This window comes from Simiduia sp. (assembly GCF_058345725.1).
Window position 1 is genome coordinate 1 of record NZ_JBTUOC010000063.1, and the last position, 15,914, is coordinate 15,914.

The following is a 15,914-nucleotide window of genomic DNA, read 5'->3' on the forward strand; positions in this document are numbered from 1 at the left end:
CGTCACCGATTACTACCCCGCCGACCCACAGGTGGTGATCGGCCAAATTCACGCCAAGGATTCCTCTAAAGCGTTGGTTAAACTGCAATGGGATGGCCCCACAGCACCGGTTCGGGCCATCATCAATAAACACCCGGTTGACGGCAACCCCTTTAGCCTGACATTTTCAACGCCCGGCACCGCGCCCTTTGACTACCAACTGTCGCTGTCTGGAGATCTGCTTAGCATTACCGTGGCGGGTCAAACGCAACAAGTCGCCTTTGGCAGCGATGCTTTGAGCGGCGATTGGCGGGCGCATAGCTATTATTTCAAAGCCGGAAATTACGCGCAGGCGCCCATTGGCTCGGCAGGTCAATTTGTGGTGGACATTTACGCCTTATCGGTGAACCATTCAACCGAATAACTCGCTAGAGAAAGGCATGTTGCGCGCGAGTGCGACTGAACAAACCGCGCGCTTACGCGACGCCTAAGCGCGCGACCAATCCATTCACAGACACCTACACAGCCGAAGCAGACTCGAGCGCACGACCATAGAACTATTCCAATTCCATCTCAAAACTCACTAGCGCCCACCCCAAGCCGGTCTTCACCAATGCGGCGCCGCCGCAGTTTTTCGCGTGCACTCACTGACCGTTCGCCAACCTACATTACTAGCTAGCACCGTGCCACCAGCCGGCGGTTGGTTTTCCGCAGCTCAGATATTTGTGCGCGTACCACACACAAATGTCTGAGCCGCGCTACCACCGGAGCACATTAGTTTTCGATCTTACGCAAGCCCAGCCAACGGCTCGCTTTGTTTTACAGGCCGATACCCACGCGTTCAGAGCCAATCGACAGGCAAAAAAAAGCGCCATCCTTTCGGTATGGCGCGAAGGTGCAAATCAGAATGTAGAGCTACTTCCTAGCGATGCGGTAGCTCACAAAATCCGAGCGCACGCGAGGGAATCAGTCGTGCTGTACATCAATTTCATAAAAAGTCACCGAGGCGTAATCAGGCTGCTGTGTACCGGTGTTGTTCTGGTTGTACAGCCCCGCCTTAAAGTACATCCAATCGTTGTCGTAGAAGCTGCCAATGGTAATGGCATTGGTATCACTGCTGTTGCTGATCAGCGTTTTCGAACGGGTTTTGGTGTAGGCAATGGAGTCGGCAGTAGTGTAGGTTTTACCGTCGTAGGTCACATCTACCGTCAGCTGGTTACCTACCAGCTTAATCACGTAACTCCACTCGGCGCCGAGCGGGATACCGTTTTCTGGTTCGGTCACGCTGCTTTCACCTGGGCCTGTGTCATTTTTATCGGTAAAGCCAATCACGTTAATGCGATCGACGGGACTGCCGCTTGATCCGTCCACGGTGAAAAATACCGAGCCTTTGCTGTGATTGGGCAGCTTGCGGTAATAGATTTTCACCGGCTCGTGGTCGGAGGCGTGAATTTGTCCCACCACAATGCGGCCAATTTGGTCATTTTTCGTTCCGTCAACCGATACCGCGTTCACCTTCAGGCGTGCGCGCAAGGTGCCATTTACGCCACCGGCCTTCTCCTGATTACTCGCAGAAGCGCGGCTGGTGACCCAATTGTTTTTACTGAGCTCACCCACGTTGGGGCTGCTGTCGCGGTACTCGGTGATTAACTCCCGCAATTCGCTGCGCACAAAACTGGAATTGGTGGAGGTACTGCCAATATTTGGTGCGTAGAAAGTGGGGCAACCGTTGGCGTCCCAGGTTAAATCGGGCGCATGGGGTTTACGATCCACCAGATCTTGGATGTCGGACTGGCTGTTGCGCGAAACACCATCGGAATAGGTGATGCCCCAGATAGACATATCCATGCCCGAGCAATCTGCTGTGGGGGGCGGTGTCGGCGTAGGGGTTGGTGTCGGCGTGGGTGTCGGCGTGGGTGTTGGCGTCGTACCGTTATCGCCCAGTGGCTGCATTTCCACCACGCTGTTCCAGCTGTTACTGCTATTGCCCTGCCCCACGTAGCGCACATAGCGCGCACTGGTGGTGGGCACGGCGAAACGCTCAAAGCTCAGTGTGTTACCCGCACTGGTCAAACCCGACTGCAAGGTGCTCCAACTGCTGCCGTTACTACTGGCCTGCAAATCAAAATAGCTGTTGCGCTGATCGCCCTTATAGAACGCCAGATCTACGGCCGACACGGTGCGCTGCGCGCCCAGATCCAGCGTTAACGTTTGGCCCTGGCCCACGGCACTCCAGCGAGATTCCGCAGCAAAATTACCGTCGATGGCATTTTGCGCCGTGTGTCCGTCGTCGCTGCTGGCGCTGGCACTAACAACGGTCAGCGGCACAATTTCGGCGCCCGATTCTGCGGCCACAAAGCGCACTTCGGTTACGCTGTTCCAGTCATTTTGGCTATTGCCCTGGCCCAGATAGCGCACATAACGCGCGGTGGTACCGCTGAGGGAAAAGCGCTCGTAATCGGTGGAGGCACCCGAGCTGCTGCCATCTAACACCGTCTGCCAGTTTTGCGCGTCACCCGACACCTGCAGTTGAAATTGACTGGTGCGTGCGTCGCCCTTGTAAAAGGCAATGTCCATGTGGGCCAACGCCGTGCTGCTACCTAAATCGTACTGCAGCCACTGGCCCGCCCCCTGGGCAGACCAGCGAGATTCTGGGGCAAGTGAGCCATCCAAAGTATTGCTGGCCAAATGGCCATCGTTGCCGCTGTCCAATACGGACTGGGGGCTTAAACCGTGGCTCATTTGGCTAATCGCCAGTGCAAGTGGAACCGCTAAAAATACCTGTTTCATATCGCTTCTCGTGTCATTGCGTTATTAGATTTTATTGTTAGGAGCACGACTGCCCACCGAGGAAACTCTCTGTGGGCAACACAGCCGGGGCACGTCCTATTGATGCATGCTCTACCGTCCATAGAATCGGCATGAAAACATAGTCAGACCAATTAGTAAACCAAATATGTTATTTTTGAGACATTCGTCAGACAAGAGGCTAGAATGCAGACTACAATTAATCCAAAACAACCGGTAGGCAGACCGCCGAGAGTCATATAAAATCGGTCAGATACCTTGGACTCAACAAGCTGGGAGCTTCTACATGAGCGGACGCCGCCTCTATCAACTGGTCGTTGAAGAGATAAATAAATTGATTGACTCCGGTGACTACCCCCCCGGCAGCCGCCTGCCCCCCGAGCGGGATCTGGCAGAGCGTTTCGAGGTAAGCCGCCTTACCATTCGCGAGGCAATCATTGCCCTTGAGGTGCTCGACAAGGTGCGCGTAAAAACCGGTTCCGGCGTGTATGTCAAAGAGCCCAGCCAGAATGCCAACTGCCACCTGCCCGACATTGGCCCCTTCGAGTTGACGCAAGCGCGGGCAGTGATTGAGGGCGAGGCCGCCGCCATTGCCGCCAGCATGATCACGCCCGAACAACTGGCGGAGCTTGAGGCTTCACTGCATCTGATGGCCGAAGAAAACGCCCAGGGCGATTTAACGGCCGAAGAGGCCGATCGGCGCTTTCACTTGATTATTTCGCAGTCCACCAACAATGCCGCGCTGCTGATGACCATCAAGCGCCTGTGGGAAATTCGCGAAACCTCTACCCGCGTCAGAAGCGCCTACGAAGGCGTGTGCAAGCAAGACGGTAAAGACCGATTGCAAGAGCACAAAGCTATTTACGACGCGCTCAAAGCGCGCGACTCTGCCGCCGCCCGCAAAGCCATGCACCTGCACTTTGCCCGCCTGATCGATGCACTGCTGCACGTAACAGAGGCCCAGGCCATTGAGGCAGCACGCAAAGAAGCACTGAAAAGTCGCCAGCAATTTTCACTGAACCATTTGGTGAGCAGCTAGCGCCGAACGCCGCTAAATCGCACCCAAAAAAAAGGCCGCAGTTGCGGCCTAACATTGGGCGAGAGAACACTGACTGCGGCGCCCACACCGCAAGAGCATCTGTAATTTTTTACTACGCCACCGCGTCGCCTGCGCGCAAATCTGCGGTAACGTGGCGGGGCACAATGGCGCCCGGGTGCTGGATCACCAGCGCTGCCAAACGGTGGGCCAATTTAGCCGCTTTGGCGGGGTCGCCCCCTTGTATCCGCTCAGCCAAGTAGCCAGCATTAAACGCATCGCCCGCGGAGGTGGTATCCACTGGACGCACCTGCTGCGCCGGCACTAAATACTCGTCGCCATTGGCCACAATAAGGCAACCTTGCGCGCCCTGCTTAATCACCAACTCCGGTATATCGTGGCGCGCCAAGCGCTGCAGATGATGACGCAGATCGCCATTGCCAAAGAGGTCCACTTCGTCTTCCAGCGTGAGCAGGGCAAGATCGCAGCGATCGTATAATTGACCGAACAATTCGCGCGCTACGCTTTGGTCCGGCCACAGGCGCGGTCGAAAATTACTGTCGAAGGCGACTTTGCCGCCGGCGGCCCGGTAGCTATCCAAAAAGCGCAACAAACGCGCCCGCGCCTCGGCCGATAAAATCGCCAGTGAAATCCCCGTGAGATATAACCAAGGGTACTGGCCCAGCAGGTTGTACAATTGCTCTGCCCGCTGGGTGTCGTCAAATAATTTGCGCGCCGGCGAGGCGTCGCGCCAATAGCTAAAACTGCGCTCGCCGGTGCCATCGGTTGAAATCAGGTACAGGCCCGGCGAGTGGCCGGGCAGGCGTACAACGTGATCACAACCCACACCTTCCTGCTGCCACTGGCTAAGCAGCCAATAGCTCATTTTGTCGTCGCCCACGGCGGTGACAAAGTCGGTGGCCACATTCAGTCGCGAAAGGTATACCGCTGTGTTCAACACATCGCCACCAAAGGACAAATTGGCCGGCAGGCTGGCGGCATTCAAGCCGCGACTGCCCGATGCCAGAGAAATCTCCAGCATACATTCACCGATTACAGCAACTGAAGGCATAGTCGCAGACATCCTTAAGAGAAGTAGGTGCCGCCGTTGACATCCACGTTGGCGCCCGTCATATAAGACGCCTCTTCAGATGCCAGATATACCGCTGCGCGAGCGATTTCTTCGGAGCGACCTTCGCGCTTCAGTGCTGCGCCACCGGCCACTTTTTCACGCACTTCCGGCTTGGTAAACAGGTTGTGGAAATCGGTATCAATCATGCCTGGGCACAGGGAGTTGACGCGAATTTTGGGGCCCAACTCTTTGGCCAAGGAACGTGTGTAGGTCATTACCGCGCCCTTGGAAGCCGCGTAGGCAGCTGAGCCTGGGCCGCCGCCGTCGCGCGCTGCTTGCGACGCAAAGGTCACAATGGCGCCGCCGTCTTGCATCAAGGGCAGTGCGGCTTTTACCGTCATGAACAGCGAAGTCAAGTTCAGATCCATTACCTGGTGCCAGAAATCCAGATCGGACTCGGCGGTGGTCTTGCGTGCAACCAGGCCACCGGACACGTGCATCAAGACATCTAAACGACCATAGGCCTCTTTAACGGTCGCCAAGGTGCGCTCTACATCGGCCGCCTTGGTTAAGTCCGCCTGCAATGCGACGGCTTCGCCGCCCGCTTTTTTAATTTGAGCCACAACGGCCTCGGCGCCGGCGGCACTGGCCATGTAGGTCAACACGACTTTTGCGCCCTGCGCTGCACTCTCTACCGCACACGCCGCGCCGATATCACGACCGCCGCCGGTGACCAGTACAATTTTTCCTTTTAATTTGTCCGCCATAACTCAAACCCCAGTTGTTTGTATTTCCCAACAGGCCCAGGGGGCCCGGAATGATTAGTTGAAAGCACTATAGCTTTATCTGATTTTGTGGTCAACCAATTTGTCTGACTAAAAGACTGATCTATCAGATCTACCAGCTGACACCACCCCGCCTAATGGCTATTGCACTAGGACGGGGTGCGCGCCTTACGCCTTGGGCTTTAAAGGCTCAATTTTCGGGCACAGTATCCAAACGCTGGCCATGGCGGTCACGGCCAAGGCAGCACCTATCACAAATGCCGGCGTATAATTGCCGCCAGAGGTCAGCCAGGGCACCAGTGAGGTCAGCCCCACCGCGCCTAATTTGGCCGCCATGCCAGAAAATCCGGCCAGCGTGCCAACTGTTTTACCGCCGAACAGATCGCTCGGCAGGGTTTGCACATTGCCAATGGCCGTTTGGAAACCAAACAAGATCACTGCCATTAACAACACGGCAATTACCGGCTCGCCGGGATTGGCCATTGCCAACAGGCTCGGCAGCATGATCAGGCAGCCGAGGGTAATCACAAGCTTGCGGGTTTTATCGACACTCCAGCCGGCTTTCAGACGGTTTTGCGCCAATAGACCGCCAAACCAAGCACCGATCATAGCTCCTACGTAGGGCACCCAACCGTAGATTCCAATCTCTTTGACGTTCATGCCGTACACTTCAGACAGGTAGATAGGAATCCAGAAAACAAACAGCCACCAAATAGGATCGATGGCGGCCGAGGCGATGATGACGCCCCAGCTTTGCTTGCGCGATAGCATTTCCACTGTCGAAGGGTTGTAGCCATCATCGGATTTGTCGGCGCCGGCATCCTGATTGAGCTGTCCCGTCAAAATGTATTCGCGCTCTTGTTCGCTAATCCAAGGGTGCGATTTTGGCGGCGCCTTTACCAGTACAAGCCACGGCACCAGCCACAACAAGCCCACCACACCGACGATCACAAAAATCATTTGCCAGGAAAAATACACTGACAAAAAGGCAATGAGCGGAATAGAAATAATGCCGCCAATGGCCGCACCCGAGTTAAAAATGCCTTGGGCTAGCGCACGCTCTTTGGTGGGAAACCACTCCGCATTGCCCTTGGTAGCGCCAGGCCAGTTGCCCGCCTCTGCCACGCCCAGAATTGCGCGAAAAATACTGAAGCTAACAACGCCTTTCGCAAAGGCGTGCAGGGCAGTGGCAATTGACCAAATACCAATCGACAGTACAAAACCGAAACGCGTGCCTACCCAGTCAAATATCTTGCCAAATATGGCCTGGCCAAAAGCGTAGGAAAATACAAACACCACCGAGATAAAGGCGTAAATTTCTTTGCGCTCATCCGGCGTGTTATCGGGGTACAAATCTGCCGCAATGGCTGGCCAAAGCACATTGAGCGACTGCCGGTCGATATAGTTAATTACTGTGGCCAATGCAATCAATGCAATCACCCACCATCGCAACCCTTTAAGCTTCATTTATTATTCCTCGTAAAACTGCAATTGCCCGACAGGCGAGGGAGGCCAGTTGCCCTCCCTGTTGTCGCCCGCTTTGCATACGGCACTGGCCTTTGACCACTGCCCCTGTGTTGTTAGCTGTACACGTCAGTGCAAATCACTGACACCCATTTATACACTGCGACGACCGCAGACGCCCCATCGTTACTGAGACACAGCGACCTTAGGTTCCTCGAAAATGGCTAGATGACCGCGCCATGTGTAAGGCTTACCTTCAAGCGATATTTGGTGACTCTGTTCTGAATCAGTTGAGTCGGCCTTGGCAACAATGAGGCGTGCACCGTCTTTCAAATCGATAACCGCCAACTGTGCGCCCTGCTCTTGAATCAACGCCAACGCTACGATACGACTGGTGGGCTGCAAAGTGTATTCGCGCACGCCATTGTATTCACCGTGACTTTCGAGCAGCGACAAAAATACCGCATTTTTCTGCGCAGGTTGACGCAGCACCAAGGCATTTTCGCGACGCAGGTTGAACTCGGGATCATTGGCGCCCAATTCGGCAAATAGCACCTGGCCATTTTTTGGCAGTAAGCTAGTTACACTGTAAAACCGGCTGTCTTTTAGCCAGCTTATTTGTGCCAGCCCGTCTTTGGGCGTCCACTCCGCCTTTTTCCAAAGGTGTTGGTAACCATTTGCACGGCCCAGTGGTTCCAGCTTATTCAGCGCCACGGAGGGCGTACCGCTGATATGTGTAATTTGCCCATGGTAGTGCAGTGGCAAGTCATACTGGTGGCGCTGTTTTGATGCCACCGACAGTAAATCAAACGCCAAGGGTCCATCGAGTAGCGACGAGTTAATTAATGCCAATGTGCGCGTGAAAGCCACTCCCTTGTAGGCATGTCGCTCGACAGCGGTCACCGCCGACAAGGCTTCGGAAAAGTACACCACTTCGGCACTGGTTTTTGAGGCAGGCTTCAACTTGCCGTCAAAATGACTGCGCTCGTCAACCACCAAGGTGTTGTGCGCGATAGTCTGCTTGGCCCACGTCGTATTTTCCGGCAGGTACACGCCCCCGCGCTTGGTGACCACGTTGAGATAGCGGGCAGCGCCATAGTCCGACAAAATTTCGTTACCGCGATCGTAGAACAGCCAACCCAGGCGATCGAAATGGCCATGCCCCATGCCTTGGCTGGCAGCTTTAAGCACCAGTGCGGTATCTGACTCCACGTTGCGCAACACTGCCACACCGCCCTCATCGCCGTTGGCGCCGTCGCGATACAGTGTGTTGGCAAACGTAAAAGGCGCCACCTCGCCCCGGGCAAGTGCCTGCGCCACACGCAAGCCGTCACCGGTAAGCGTGACTTGGTTTTGCGCCTGCGCAACACTCAGCAGACCAGCATCGCCGGTCAGGGAGTAAGCGATATCGACGCCATAGACCAGTTCGATGGTGTCCAAGCCCTTATCTTTGATGGCATCGTTCAACGGAAACAGGCGGTTGTTGTAGCTGAGATTGATACAGGCGTAGATCGCTTTTAGCAGCACCTGATCGCGGTAGTCGAAAATTTTCCATTGCGGCTGCTTGCGATCCAGTGCGCGTGCAAACACCACAAAGGGCATGAGAGCATAGCGCTGGTAATAGGGGCCTTCAGTATAATAGCCGTCGGGCGAAAATAGCATATCGAGCTGCTTTAAAAAGCCGCTCTTACCGTCGCGCTTGCCGCCCTTCAAGGCCATGTCGACATATTTCTGTTCGCCTAATACTAATCCAGTCATACCCACAGCGGCCGCAGCCCAGGTGCCATGATTGTGAATTTTATTAAACGTCGAGGCAGATTCGACGGCCAGGTAATTAACGTAGGGATGCAGTAACTGCTTGGCGATGGTTTGCTGCTGCTCAGGCGACAATAACGCTTGCACCTGTTCGTACCCCTGTATGACATACACCAGCCACACGGCGTCATTCAAAATTTGCCAGAATAATTTTCCAGGCGATTGATGCTTGTGTTTAGGGTGCGGCCCAAGGGTGGGATACAACGCCGCGTATCGCTGCAACAGATCCACAGAAAAATCAGCGTAGCGCTGTTCACCGGTAATTTGGTAGAGCGTAGCCGCCTGGTATATTGCCAAACCGTTTTTCTTGTGTCGCTCATGGGTATAACCGCCACCCGCATCCACCGGCAGGGGTACATCGATACCCTCAGCCATTAGCGATTCCACGTCTGCCTTTATGGCCTGAAAGCTGTGATCAAGTAGTGGTAGCTGTGCCCGCTGCGCGCGGATTTCCGCGGCTTCTTGCTGTGTTAACAACATACCGGGCGTCGCGGCGCTCGCAGAAAAGGAAAGCGCGATAAACGCAGTAAAACTCAGAACCCAACGTAAAAGGTTACTCACTTGCCACTAACTCCTCAATCGATACGGGCTCACCGCGGTATTTAATCTGGGGCAATTGCTGGCCCCATTGGTTATTACTAAAGGAATACACGGGCTCGCCCACCTGGCTATTCATAAGTACTTTGCCACTGTTGTTAAACGCACTATCGGCAACGGTGATGTACTGCGCACCCATCAGATCGATAACCGCCTTATTGGCATTGCGCTTACCATTGCCGCTGGCATTAAACTGACTTCCGCGAATTTCCACATGCGGTCCGAAGGTACTTTCATCGGTACCGCCGCGGTAGACGGAGGCAACGCGACCCGCCACCTGATCAAACTGGCTATCGGCAATTGTCAGGTAATCAACGTTGAATATACCGAGGTCATCCAGCTCCACATCCAATCGAAGCAGATCACCAGTGACCTGAGAGAACTCGCTCTCCGCCAGTAAAATGGTGTCGGCCATAGTCGACTTACTGGCTTTGAGGAAGCTGTAGGAATGATTGACGTTCAAATTTTCTACGCGTACTTGTTCAAGTAATAGCTGGTAGTTATTCAACATCCCATACCGGCTTGTGCGTATGACAGTGTTGCCCGCTGTGTCATCGCTGATAGCGCCATCGATTGTCAATGAGGCCAAGCTCAGGCTGCCACCGTCCTGAATTTCAAATAGCGCATTGCGAGTGTATTGAATGCGCGTGCTGTCTTTGCCAGCACCCACGAAGGACACAGGGAAAGGAATTTCCAGCAATCGCTCTACCGTATAATCACCCGCCGCTAACGCCAAGGTGTCTCCAGGCTCAGCGCTGCGCAAGGCATTTTCAATTGCCATATAAGCGGGCGCCACGGAGATGACCCGCCCTTGCCCTAATTTTGGTCGCAGGTCGCCCTTGGGATACCAACTCACTCCAACGTCGTCCAACGCAGGCACTGCCAAGTCTGTAGCGCCGAGCTTTGCATCGGCATCCTGCGTACGCCCCGCCGTCTGCTGCGTGATAACGGAAACAGCATCGACGCCGACCGAGGGCTCAAAACCCTGCACACCGTTTTGTGTGAAGGTGATTCCAGAGATGTCGTCGTAGGCGGTAATCAATTGAGTGGTCGCGCGCGTTGCCACTAGTAGATTGTTGGTAAAGCGCGTTTCTACGGGCGCCTGGCTGCGCTCTGCGTCGGCACCGGCCGCCAACTGGATATGATCCACATTCACCAGCGTGTTGTTTTCAATGGTGACATCGCGAACGGGGTGGTAGCGGTTAATTGGCGAGTTGGGCACGCCGTTCATTACCACCAGCCCACCACCAAATCGATGGCCCGTGAGATTTTCCAAGTAATTATTGCGAATCACGTGCTGCGCATTGATTACGCGGATACCACCCGTGTGCGGCTTGTTATTTCCTATGAAGACATTACCCTCAACCAGATTGCCGTTGCCGTGGCGCAACGTCAGCGTGCCGGCCGACTCGTAGAAGAGGTTATTTTTCAGAACATTTTTGCCCGACTTAACGGAAATAATTTCGACTTCACCGTCGCACTGATCAAATACATTATTTTCTACTCGGGTAAAGGAATTGGTGAGCGAATAATGGCTGGTGCCAATGCGCAGTGTTTCGCCACCATTCGAACCCAACACGGGACGCGGCCCAAAATAGTTATGGCTAATTACGTGATGGTTCTCTTGGCTGGCTTCGGTATCTAGACGCACCGCCAGCGTTACCCCTTGATTCATTTTTCCCACTAGGTGGTTGTAATCAAAGGTGTTGTGCTTGCCATACAGTGTGACCCAGATATCTGGCTCGAACCTGTCGGGCTTATTAAATCGATCGATCACTACCTGCGTTACACGCGAGTGATTGGCCAGTTTATTCTGGTCTTTTCTGAAGCTGATAACACTGCCCGTGGGCGAGTAGCCATCCTTAAACACCAATCCCTGGACATGGAGGTAATCGCCCGCCAACACCAGATTGGACTGTCCGCTGATGATGACCTTCCCGTCTGTTTCCGCCACCAACTTAATGGGCTTCTCCGGCTCACCGCTGGCCTCAAACAGAATTTCCACATCGCGCCATACACCATTGCGCAGGGTGATGGTCTCGCCGGGTTTAGCCATTGCGATTGCCTGGTTCAGCTCATCCATTGTGCCAACCAATTTACCCTGATCCGTGCAGGCCCACACAAGCAAGCCCACTAAACTCAGAATGATAAAAAGGGAACGTCGATTCATGGTGTCAAATCTCGACTGAAGAAGTGGCTACAGCAATCTGCTGCAAGGTTGAAATACAAAAATTGTCGCGCCGAAACACTGGCGCCTGGCCTCAAAGGCCAGGCGCCTGTCACTTAGAACTTCACGGTTACGCCAGCAAAAATACGCGGACCATAATCGTTCACTTCACCCAAATTGTCTTCTACATAGAAGTACTGCTCTTTCGGTGCACTGAACAAGTTAATCGCTTCGACTTTTACTTTTACGTTGTCGGTGATGTCGTAAGACGCTCTCGCCTCCCAGGTTCCCACATCGCCTACGTAGCGCAGACGGGTACCATTGCTGGTGTAGGGCTGGAAGTAGCCACTGCGGTACTTATAGATAACCGCTGCGTCAAAGTCGCCAATCTGATAGTACACCTGGCCGTTGAAAACGTGCTTCGAGAAGCCGGGCACAGAAGCTGGATCCACGATACCGGCAGTCAACTGTGTCGTCACACCATCCAAGTCGGTCACATAGGTGTCGCCGTAATTGCTGTCCTCAAACTCGAAGTCGGTGTCGGCGTAGTTGTAACCAAATTTGACACCCACTCCCAGATCCCAGCGATAGGCGACCGAAGCTTCCAAACCGTAAAGGTTGCTCGATTTATCGGTAGTTACGGCATTGGTGATGGGCAGGCTGACGGTTTCGCCGTCAATGACAAAGTCTTCCATTACGGTGCGCTGCTCAAAACCACCCTGGAACTGCTTGTAGTAGAGACCTGCGGCGAAGATGGCGTCGTCGTTGGGATACCACTCCACAGACACATCTGCGTTCCACGACATCAGTGGTTGACCATCTGGGTTACCCGAACCATTCGCGCCAATCAGCAAATCTTCCAGCGTTGTGGGATCACTGCCGTCATCGGTATCAAAGGTGCGCGAATAGCCCATATCGGATGGATTGATACGGGACATACCGCGATACAAACCACCGCGAATAATCTTGTCCTCGTCGTAATCCCAAACGATATTAATGCTAGGCAGAAGTTCTGTGTAGTTGCCACCACCTTTAACTGACTCAATTTCGCCATCGATGGTGTCGATGCTCACAACGCCGGTATCTTCGTCGGTGATCACGACATAGCGATCGCGATAGCCGATGGAGCTCACGTCGGTATTAACCACGCGCACACCAAAGTTACCGCGCAATCCCCGATCCATGAACTGGGTTTCATAATCCGCCATGATGTAGGCAGCGTAGGTGGTTTCGGTGACATTGGTTGAACCTGGATTCAACAACTCGACATCCGGGTACGCAAAGGGCTCACCGTTGGCTGCCGCTAGCGCGTTGGCGAAGCATTGGTTGTTAAAGGCTGCGTAGGAGTTACCAGTACCTTCGGCAATGACATTGCCATCGCTATCGACGTTGGTGATCAGGTTACCCTCGCGCACGGATGACAGGAAACTGCTTTCTGGGAACTCGATGGCACAGTTGGCAATAATGCCATCTACGACGTCGCTGTCACCGCTGGTGTACTCAGTGCGCGAGCCGTTACCCTGGCTGCCACCGAACTGCACGTAGGTCAGCTCAGAACCGCGCAAGCCGCCTTTCACTGCCTTCAGGAAGTCGCCGTCTAAGGTGTAGTCGGCATCTATGCGCAGGCCTTTAATTTCATTTTTACGTACGTTTTCACGATCGACGCGGGCGCGGTGTGCATTGCTAAACCAGCTGTGATCATTGAGGTCTTGATCCTCAACAATAATCGTTGGAATTGTCTTGCCCATGGTCCAGCTCACCGGAATCCGCTGGCCTTGTGCTCGATTGGAGATCTGCAGCTCCTCGCGTTTGGTTTGCGAGTATGCGCCGTCAACGTCAATGGTCAGGCGATCGTTAACGTTGTGTGAAATATTGAGACCATAGGCCTTGTAGTTTTCTTCCCGCGAGAACTTTTCACCGTTGGCCTCAAAGCGCGGCACACCTTCCCAGTGCAGGATGGCACCGCTGTCGGTGGTGACCAGCGAATCGCCGGTTACGCCCGGTGTTACCCGCTTTTGTTCAAACACTAAGTCGTGGCGCTCTTCGGCTTGGGTACGATCGGACACTTGGGCATCAAAATTGATATCCCACTGTTCATTGGGCTGGTACTGCAGGGCCACGAAAATCGCATCGCGCTCGTCGGAGGTTTCGTTTTGTCGGTAGCTGCGCGAGCTACCGGTCCAGGCGTAGGGAGTACCATCGCTCACGGCTTTGCCGGTATTGGGATCGATCTCGGTATCGTAGCCCTGGTTATTGCTGCCAGAAATCTGGTCTTCACAATCGCCCGATGAGCTGCGGAAAAAACCTTCGTTGGTATTGCTGGGATCATTCAAACACGCCCACAGCGACGATCCGGTGGGGCTTGAACTGCGGTATTCCGCCTCCGGCTGGGAAATTGACTGACGCTGCATACCCAACGAAACACCAATGGCCTGGCCGTCGCCAAACTCAAACTGGTCGACATAGCTCAGCGTGCCGCGGTAGCCCAAGTCGCCCTGCAAGCTGTTGTCCACATTTTGCTGGTCTGGGTTGTAGTTTGCCTTGGCATCAACCTGTATACGCTGCTTGCCGTACTCGAGAGGTTTGAGAGTTTCCAGCATGATTACACCGGCCACACCACCTTCGATCATCGAGGCATCTTGAGTTTTGGCAATGGCCACTTTACTCATCAGCTCCGACGGAAATTGGGAAAAGTTCACCGACCGGTCACCACTGCCGTTTGTGGCTTCGCGACCATTGAAGTGAGTCGCGCTCAAAAACGGGCCAAGGCCGCGAATGGTAATCTCGGTGGCACCGCCATTTTCGCGGTGTGAGGCCGCGCCGGTAATAGATTCCAACGCCTCACCAATCGACAGCGCAGGCAGTTCACCGATATCGGACGCAGACAGGCCGTCTACAATCGAGGTGGCGTCCCGCTTAATGGCAATTTGATCCTGAACCAATCTACGGGTACCGGTGACGGTAATTTCCTCCAGCATTTCCAAGGCAGCGTCTTCCGATTGCGCCTGGGCCAGAGCGACGTTGGTCATCAGTGGACCGGCAATACCTGCCACTGACAATAGCGTGATCCAGCGCGCCAGAGGCCGCCGGGTGAATGATGATGGCTTGGCAGTCTCAGTGGACTGTCGTTGCTTCGTTTGCTCGATCGACATGATGTTGTCTCCGTTTTTATGGTTATCATCGAGAATAACTATATCCAAGTCAGACAATCAGATCAACCAATTGGTCAGACTGTGGATTAACAACTTTGACACATCTATCTGATAGGATGAGTGATCAACGGGCTGAATTCGGGCTTCTACCGGGATACAGCGGCTGTTTCCGGGCTCCTTGGCACAGTAAAGCTGTAAGGTTATAGCCAATCATTCTAAAGCCCAGGGGGCGACGCCCGAACACAGTGTCCCGTGTTTCAGCGGAAAAGGAAAGGGATACGGGGCCTAAGCAGCCCCGGGAAGGCAAAAAATCTATCAGACCAATTTAGCTGCGGGCCATCAGCGAACGGCCGAGATTTACCGTCAAGAGCGCCGCGGCGCCGGCAAGCACACCAATCAGCAAGTTAAATATCAGTGAAACCAGGCCAGCCAAAGGCAGATTAAGCGCTTCAATGGCGTGGTGTAGCGGCGGAATACCGTGAATCAGAATACCGCCACCAACCAGAAACATCGCGGCAGTACCGACTACCGACAACCCTTTCATCAACCAGGGGCAAAATGCCAATATACCCGCCCCCAGCGACCGCCCGGCAGCGCGGGTAAAGCCGTCGCCCGCCTGATTTTGCAGGTACAGGCCCATGTCGTCCAACTTCACGATGAAGGCGACCAGGCCATAAACGCCCACGGTCATGGCTGCGGCAATGGTGGTGACCACCAGCACCTGCGTGACAAAGGGCGCTGCACTGACCGTGCCCAATGCGATGACAATAATTTCCGCCGACAGTACAAAGTCTGTGCGAATGGCACCTTTGATTTTCTCCGCCTCCACCTGCTTAAAGTCGACCTTGGGATCTAAGAGGGCTCGATGAATGGCCTGCTTGGCCGCCTGCACCTGGTCGCGCTGAAACACGCTGTGCCAGACTTTTTCTACGCCTTCGAAGCACAGGTACAGCCCACCCAGCATCAACAGTGGCGTGATCAGCCAGGGAATAAACGCGCTAATGGCCAGCGCGGCGGGCACCAGCAGTAGTTTATTGAG

10 protein-coding genes are annotated in these 15,914 nt (G+C 54.3%); 2 read left to right on the forward strand and 8 right to left on the reverse strand.

What is annotated here, in order from left to right:
- On the forward strand, positions 1–403 hold a 403-nt coding region (locus ACW8F6_RS13570; protein WP_491576415.1), incomplete at its 5' end, for a polysaccharide lyase family 7 protein.
- Between the two features lie 542 nt (positions 404–945).
- On the opposite strand, the gene ACW8F6_RS13575 is transcribed toward ACW8F6_RS13570, so the two are convergent.
- Positions 946–2,769 (reverse strand): polysaccharide lyase family 7 protein, encoded by a 1,824-nt coding sequence (locus tag ACW8F6_RS13575; RefSeq protein ID WP_491576416.1) that lies wholly within the window; start codon positions 2,767–2,769, stop codon positions 946–948.
- A gap of 304 nt (positions 2,770–3,073) precedes the next feature.
- On the opposite strand from ACW8F6_RS13575, the gene ACW8F6_RS13580 reads away from it, so the two are divergent.
- Positions 3,074–3,826 (forward strand): FadR/GntR family transcriptional regulator, encoded by a 753-nt coding sequence (locus ACW8F6_RS13580; protein ID WP_491576417.1) that lies wholly within the window; start codon positions 3,074–3,076, stop codon positions 3,824–3,826.
- A 112-nt stretch (positions 3,827–3,938) separates the two neighbouring features.
- Here ACW8F6_RS13580 and ACW8F6_RS13585 read toward each other — a convergent pair whose 3' ends face one another.
- The 7 genes from ACW8F6_RS13585 to ACW8F6_RS13615 form a co-directional block, all read right to left on the reverse strand.
- Positions 3,939–4,907 carry a sugar kinase gene (locus ACW8F6_RS13585; protein WP_491576418.1) on the reverse strand — a complete coding sequence of 323 codons (969 nt, stop codon included), beginning with the start codon at positions 4,905–4,907 and terminating at the stop codon, positions 3,939–3,941.
- Between the two features lie 2 nt (positions 4,908–4,909).
- Positions 4,910–5,662, reverse strand: coding sequence for an SDR family NAD(P)-dependent oxidoreductase (locus tag ACW8F6_RS13590; RefSeq protein ID WP_491576419.1), 753 nt, complete (start codon positions 5,660–5,662; stop codon positions 4,910–4,912).
- Between the two features lie 186 nt (positions 5,663–5,848).
- A complete protein-coding gene (locus ACW8F6_RS13595; protein ID WP_491576420.1) occupies positions 5,849–7,147 on the reverse strand; it encodes an MFS transporter in 1,299 nt (432 codons plus the stop codon).
- A gap of 183 nt (positions 7,148–7,330) precedes the next feature.
- Positions 7,331–9,520, reverse strand: coding sequence for an alginate lyase family protein (locus ACW8F6_RS13600; RefSeq protein ID WP_491576421.1), 2,190 nt, complete (start codon positions 9,518–9,520; stop codon positions 7,331–7,333).
- Complete coding sequence (locus tag ACW8F6_RS13605) at positions 9,513–11,726, reverse strand: polysaccharide lyase 6 family protein (RefSeq protein ID WP_491576422.1); 2,214 nt, start codon at positions 11,724–11,726, stop codon at positions 9,513–9,515. The genes ACW8F6_RS13600 and ACW8F6_RS13605 overlap by 8 nt, the downstream gene beginning before the upstream one ends.
- A 113-nt stretch (positions 11,727–11,839) precedes the next feature.
- On the reverse strand, positions 11,840–14,875 hold the full coding sequence (locus ACW8F6_RS13610; RefSeq protein ID WP_491576423.1) for a TonB-dependent receptor: 3,036 nt from the start codon (positions 14,873–14,875) through the stop codon (positions 11,840–11,842).
- Between the two features lie 325 nt (positions 14,876–15,200).
- The coding region (locus ACW8F6_RS13615) for a DUF808 domain-containing protein (RefSeq protein ID WP_491576424.1) at positions 15,201–15,914 on the reverse strand (714 nt) is incomplete at its 5' end.

Coding starts and splice junctions, on each gene's coding strand:
- ACW8F6_RS13590 (WP_491576419.1), bottom strand. CDS start 5,662: ATGGCGGACAAATTAAAAGGAAAAATTGTACTGGTCACCGGCGGCGGT.
- ACW8F6_RS13585 (WP_491576418.1), bottom strand. CDS start 4,907: ATGTCTGCGACTATGCCTTCAGTTGCTGTAATCGGTGAATGTATGCTG.
- ACW8F6_RS13595 (WP_491576420.1), bottom strand. CDS start 7,147: ATGAAGCTTAAAGGGTTGCGATGGTGGGTGATTGCATTGATTGCATTG.
- ACW8F6_RS13605 (WP_491576422.1), bottom strand. CDS start 11,726: ATGAATCGACGTTCCCTTTTTATCATTCTGAGTTTAGTGGGCTTGCTT.
- ACW8F6_RS13610 (WP_491576423.1), bottom strand. CDS start 14,875: ATGTCGATCGAGCAAACGAAGCAACGACAGTCCACTGAGACTGCCAAG.
- ACW8F6_RS13575 (WP_491576416.1), bottom strand. CDS start 2,769: ATGAAACAGGTATTTTTAGCGGTTCCACTTGCACTGGCGATTAGCCAA.
- ACW8F6_RS13580 (WP_491576417.1), top strand. CDS start 3,074: ATGAGCGGACGCCGCCTCTATCAACTGGTCGTTGAAGAGATAAATAAA.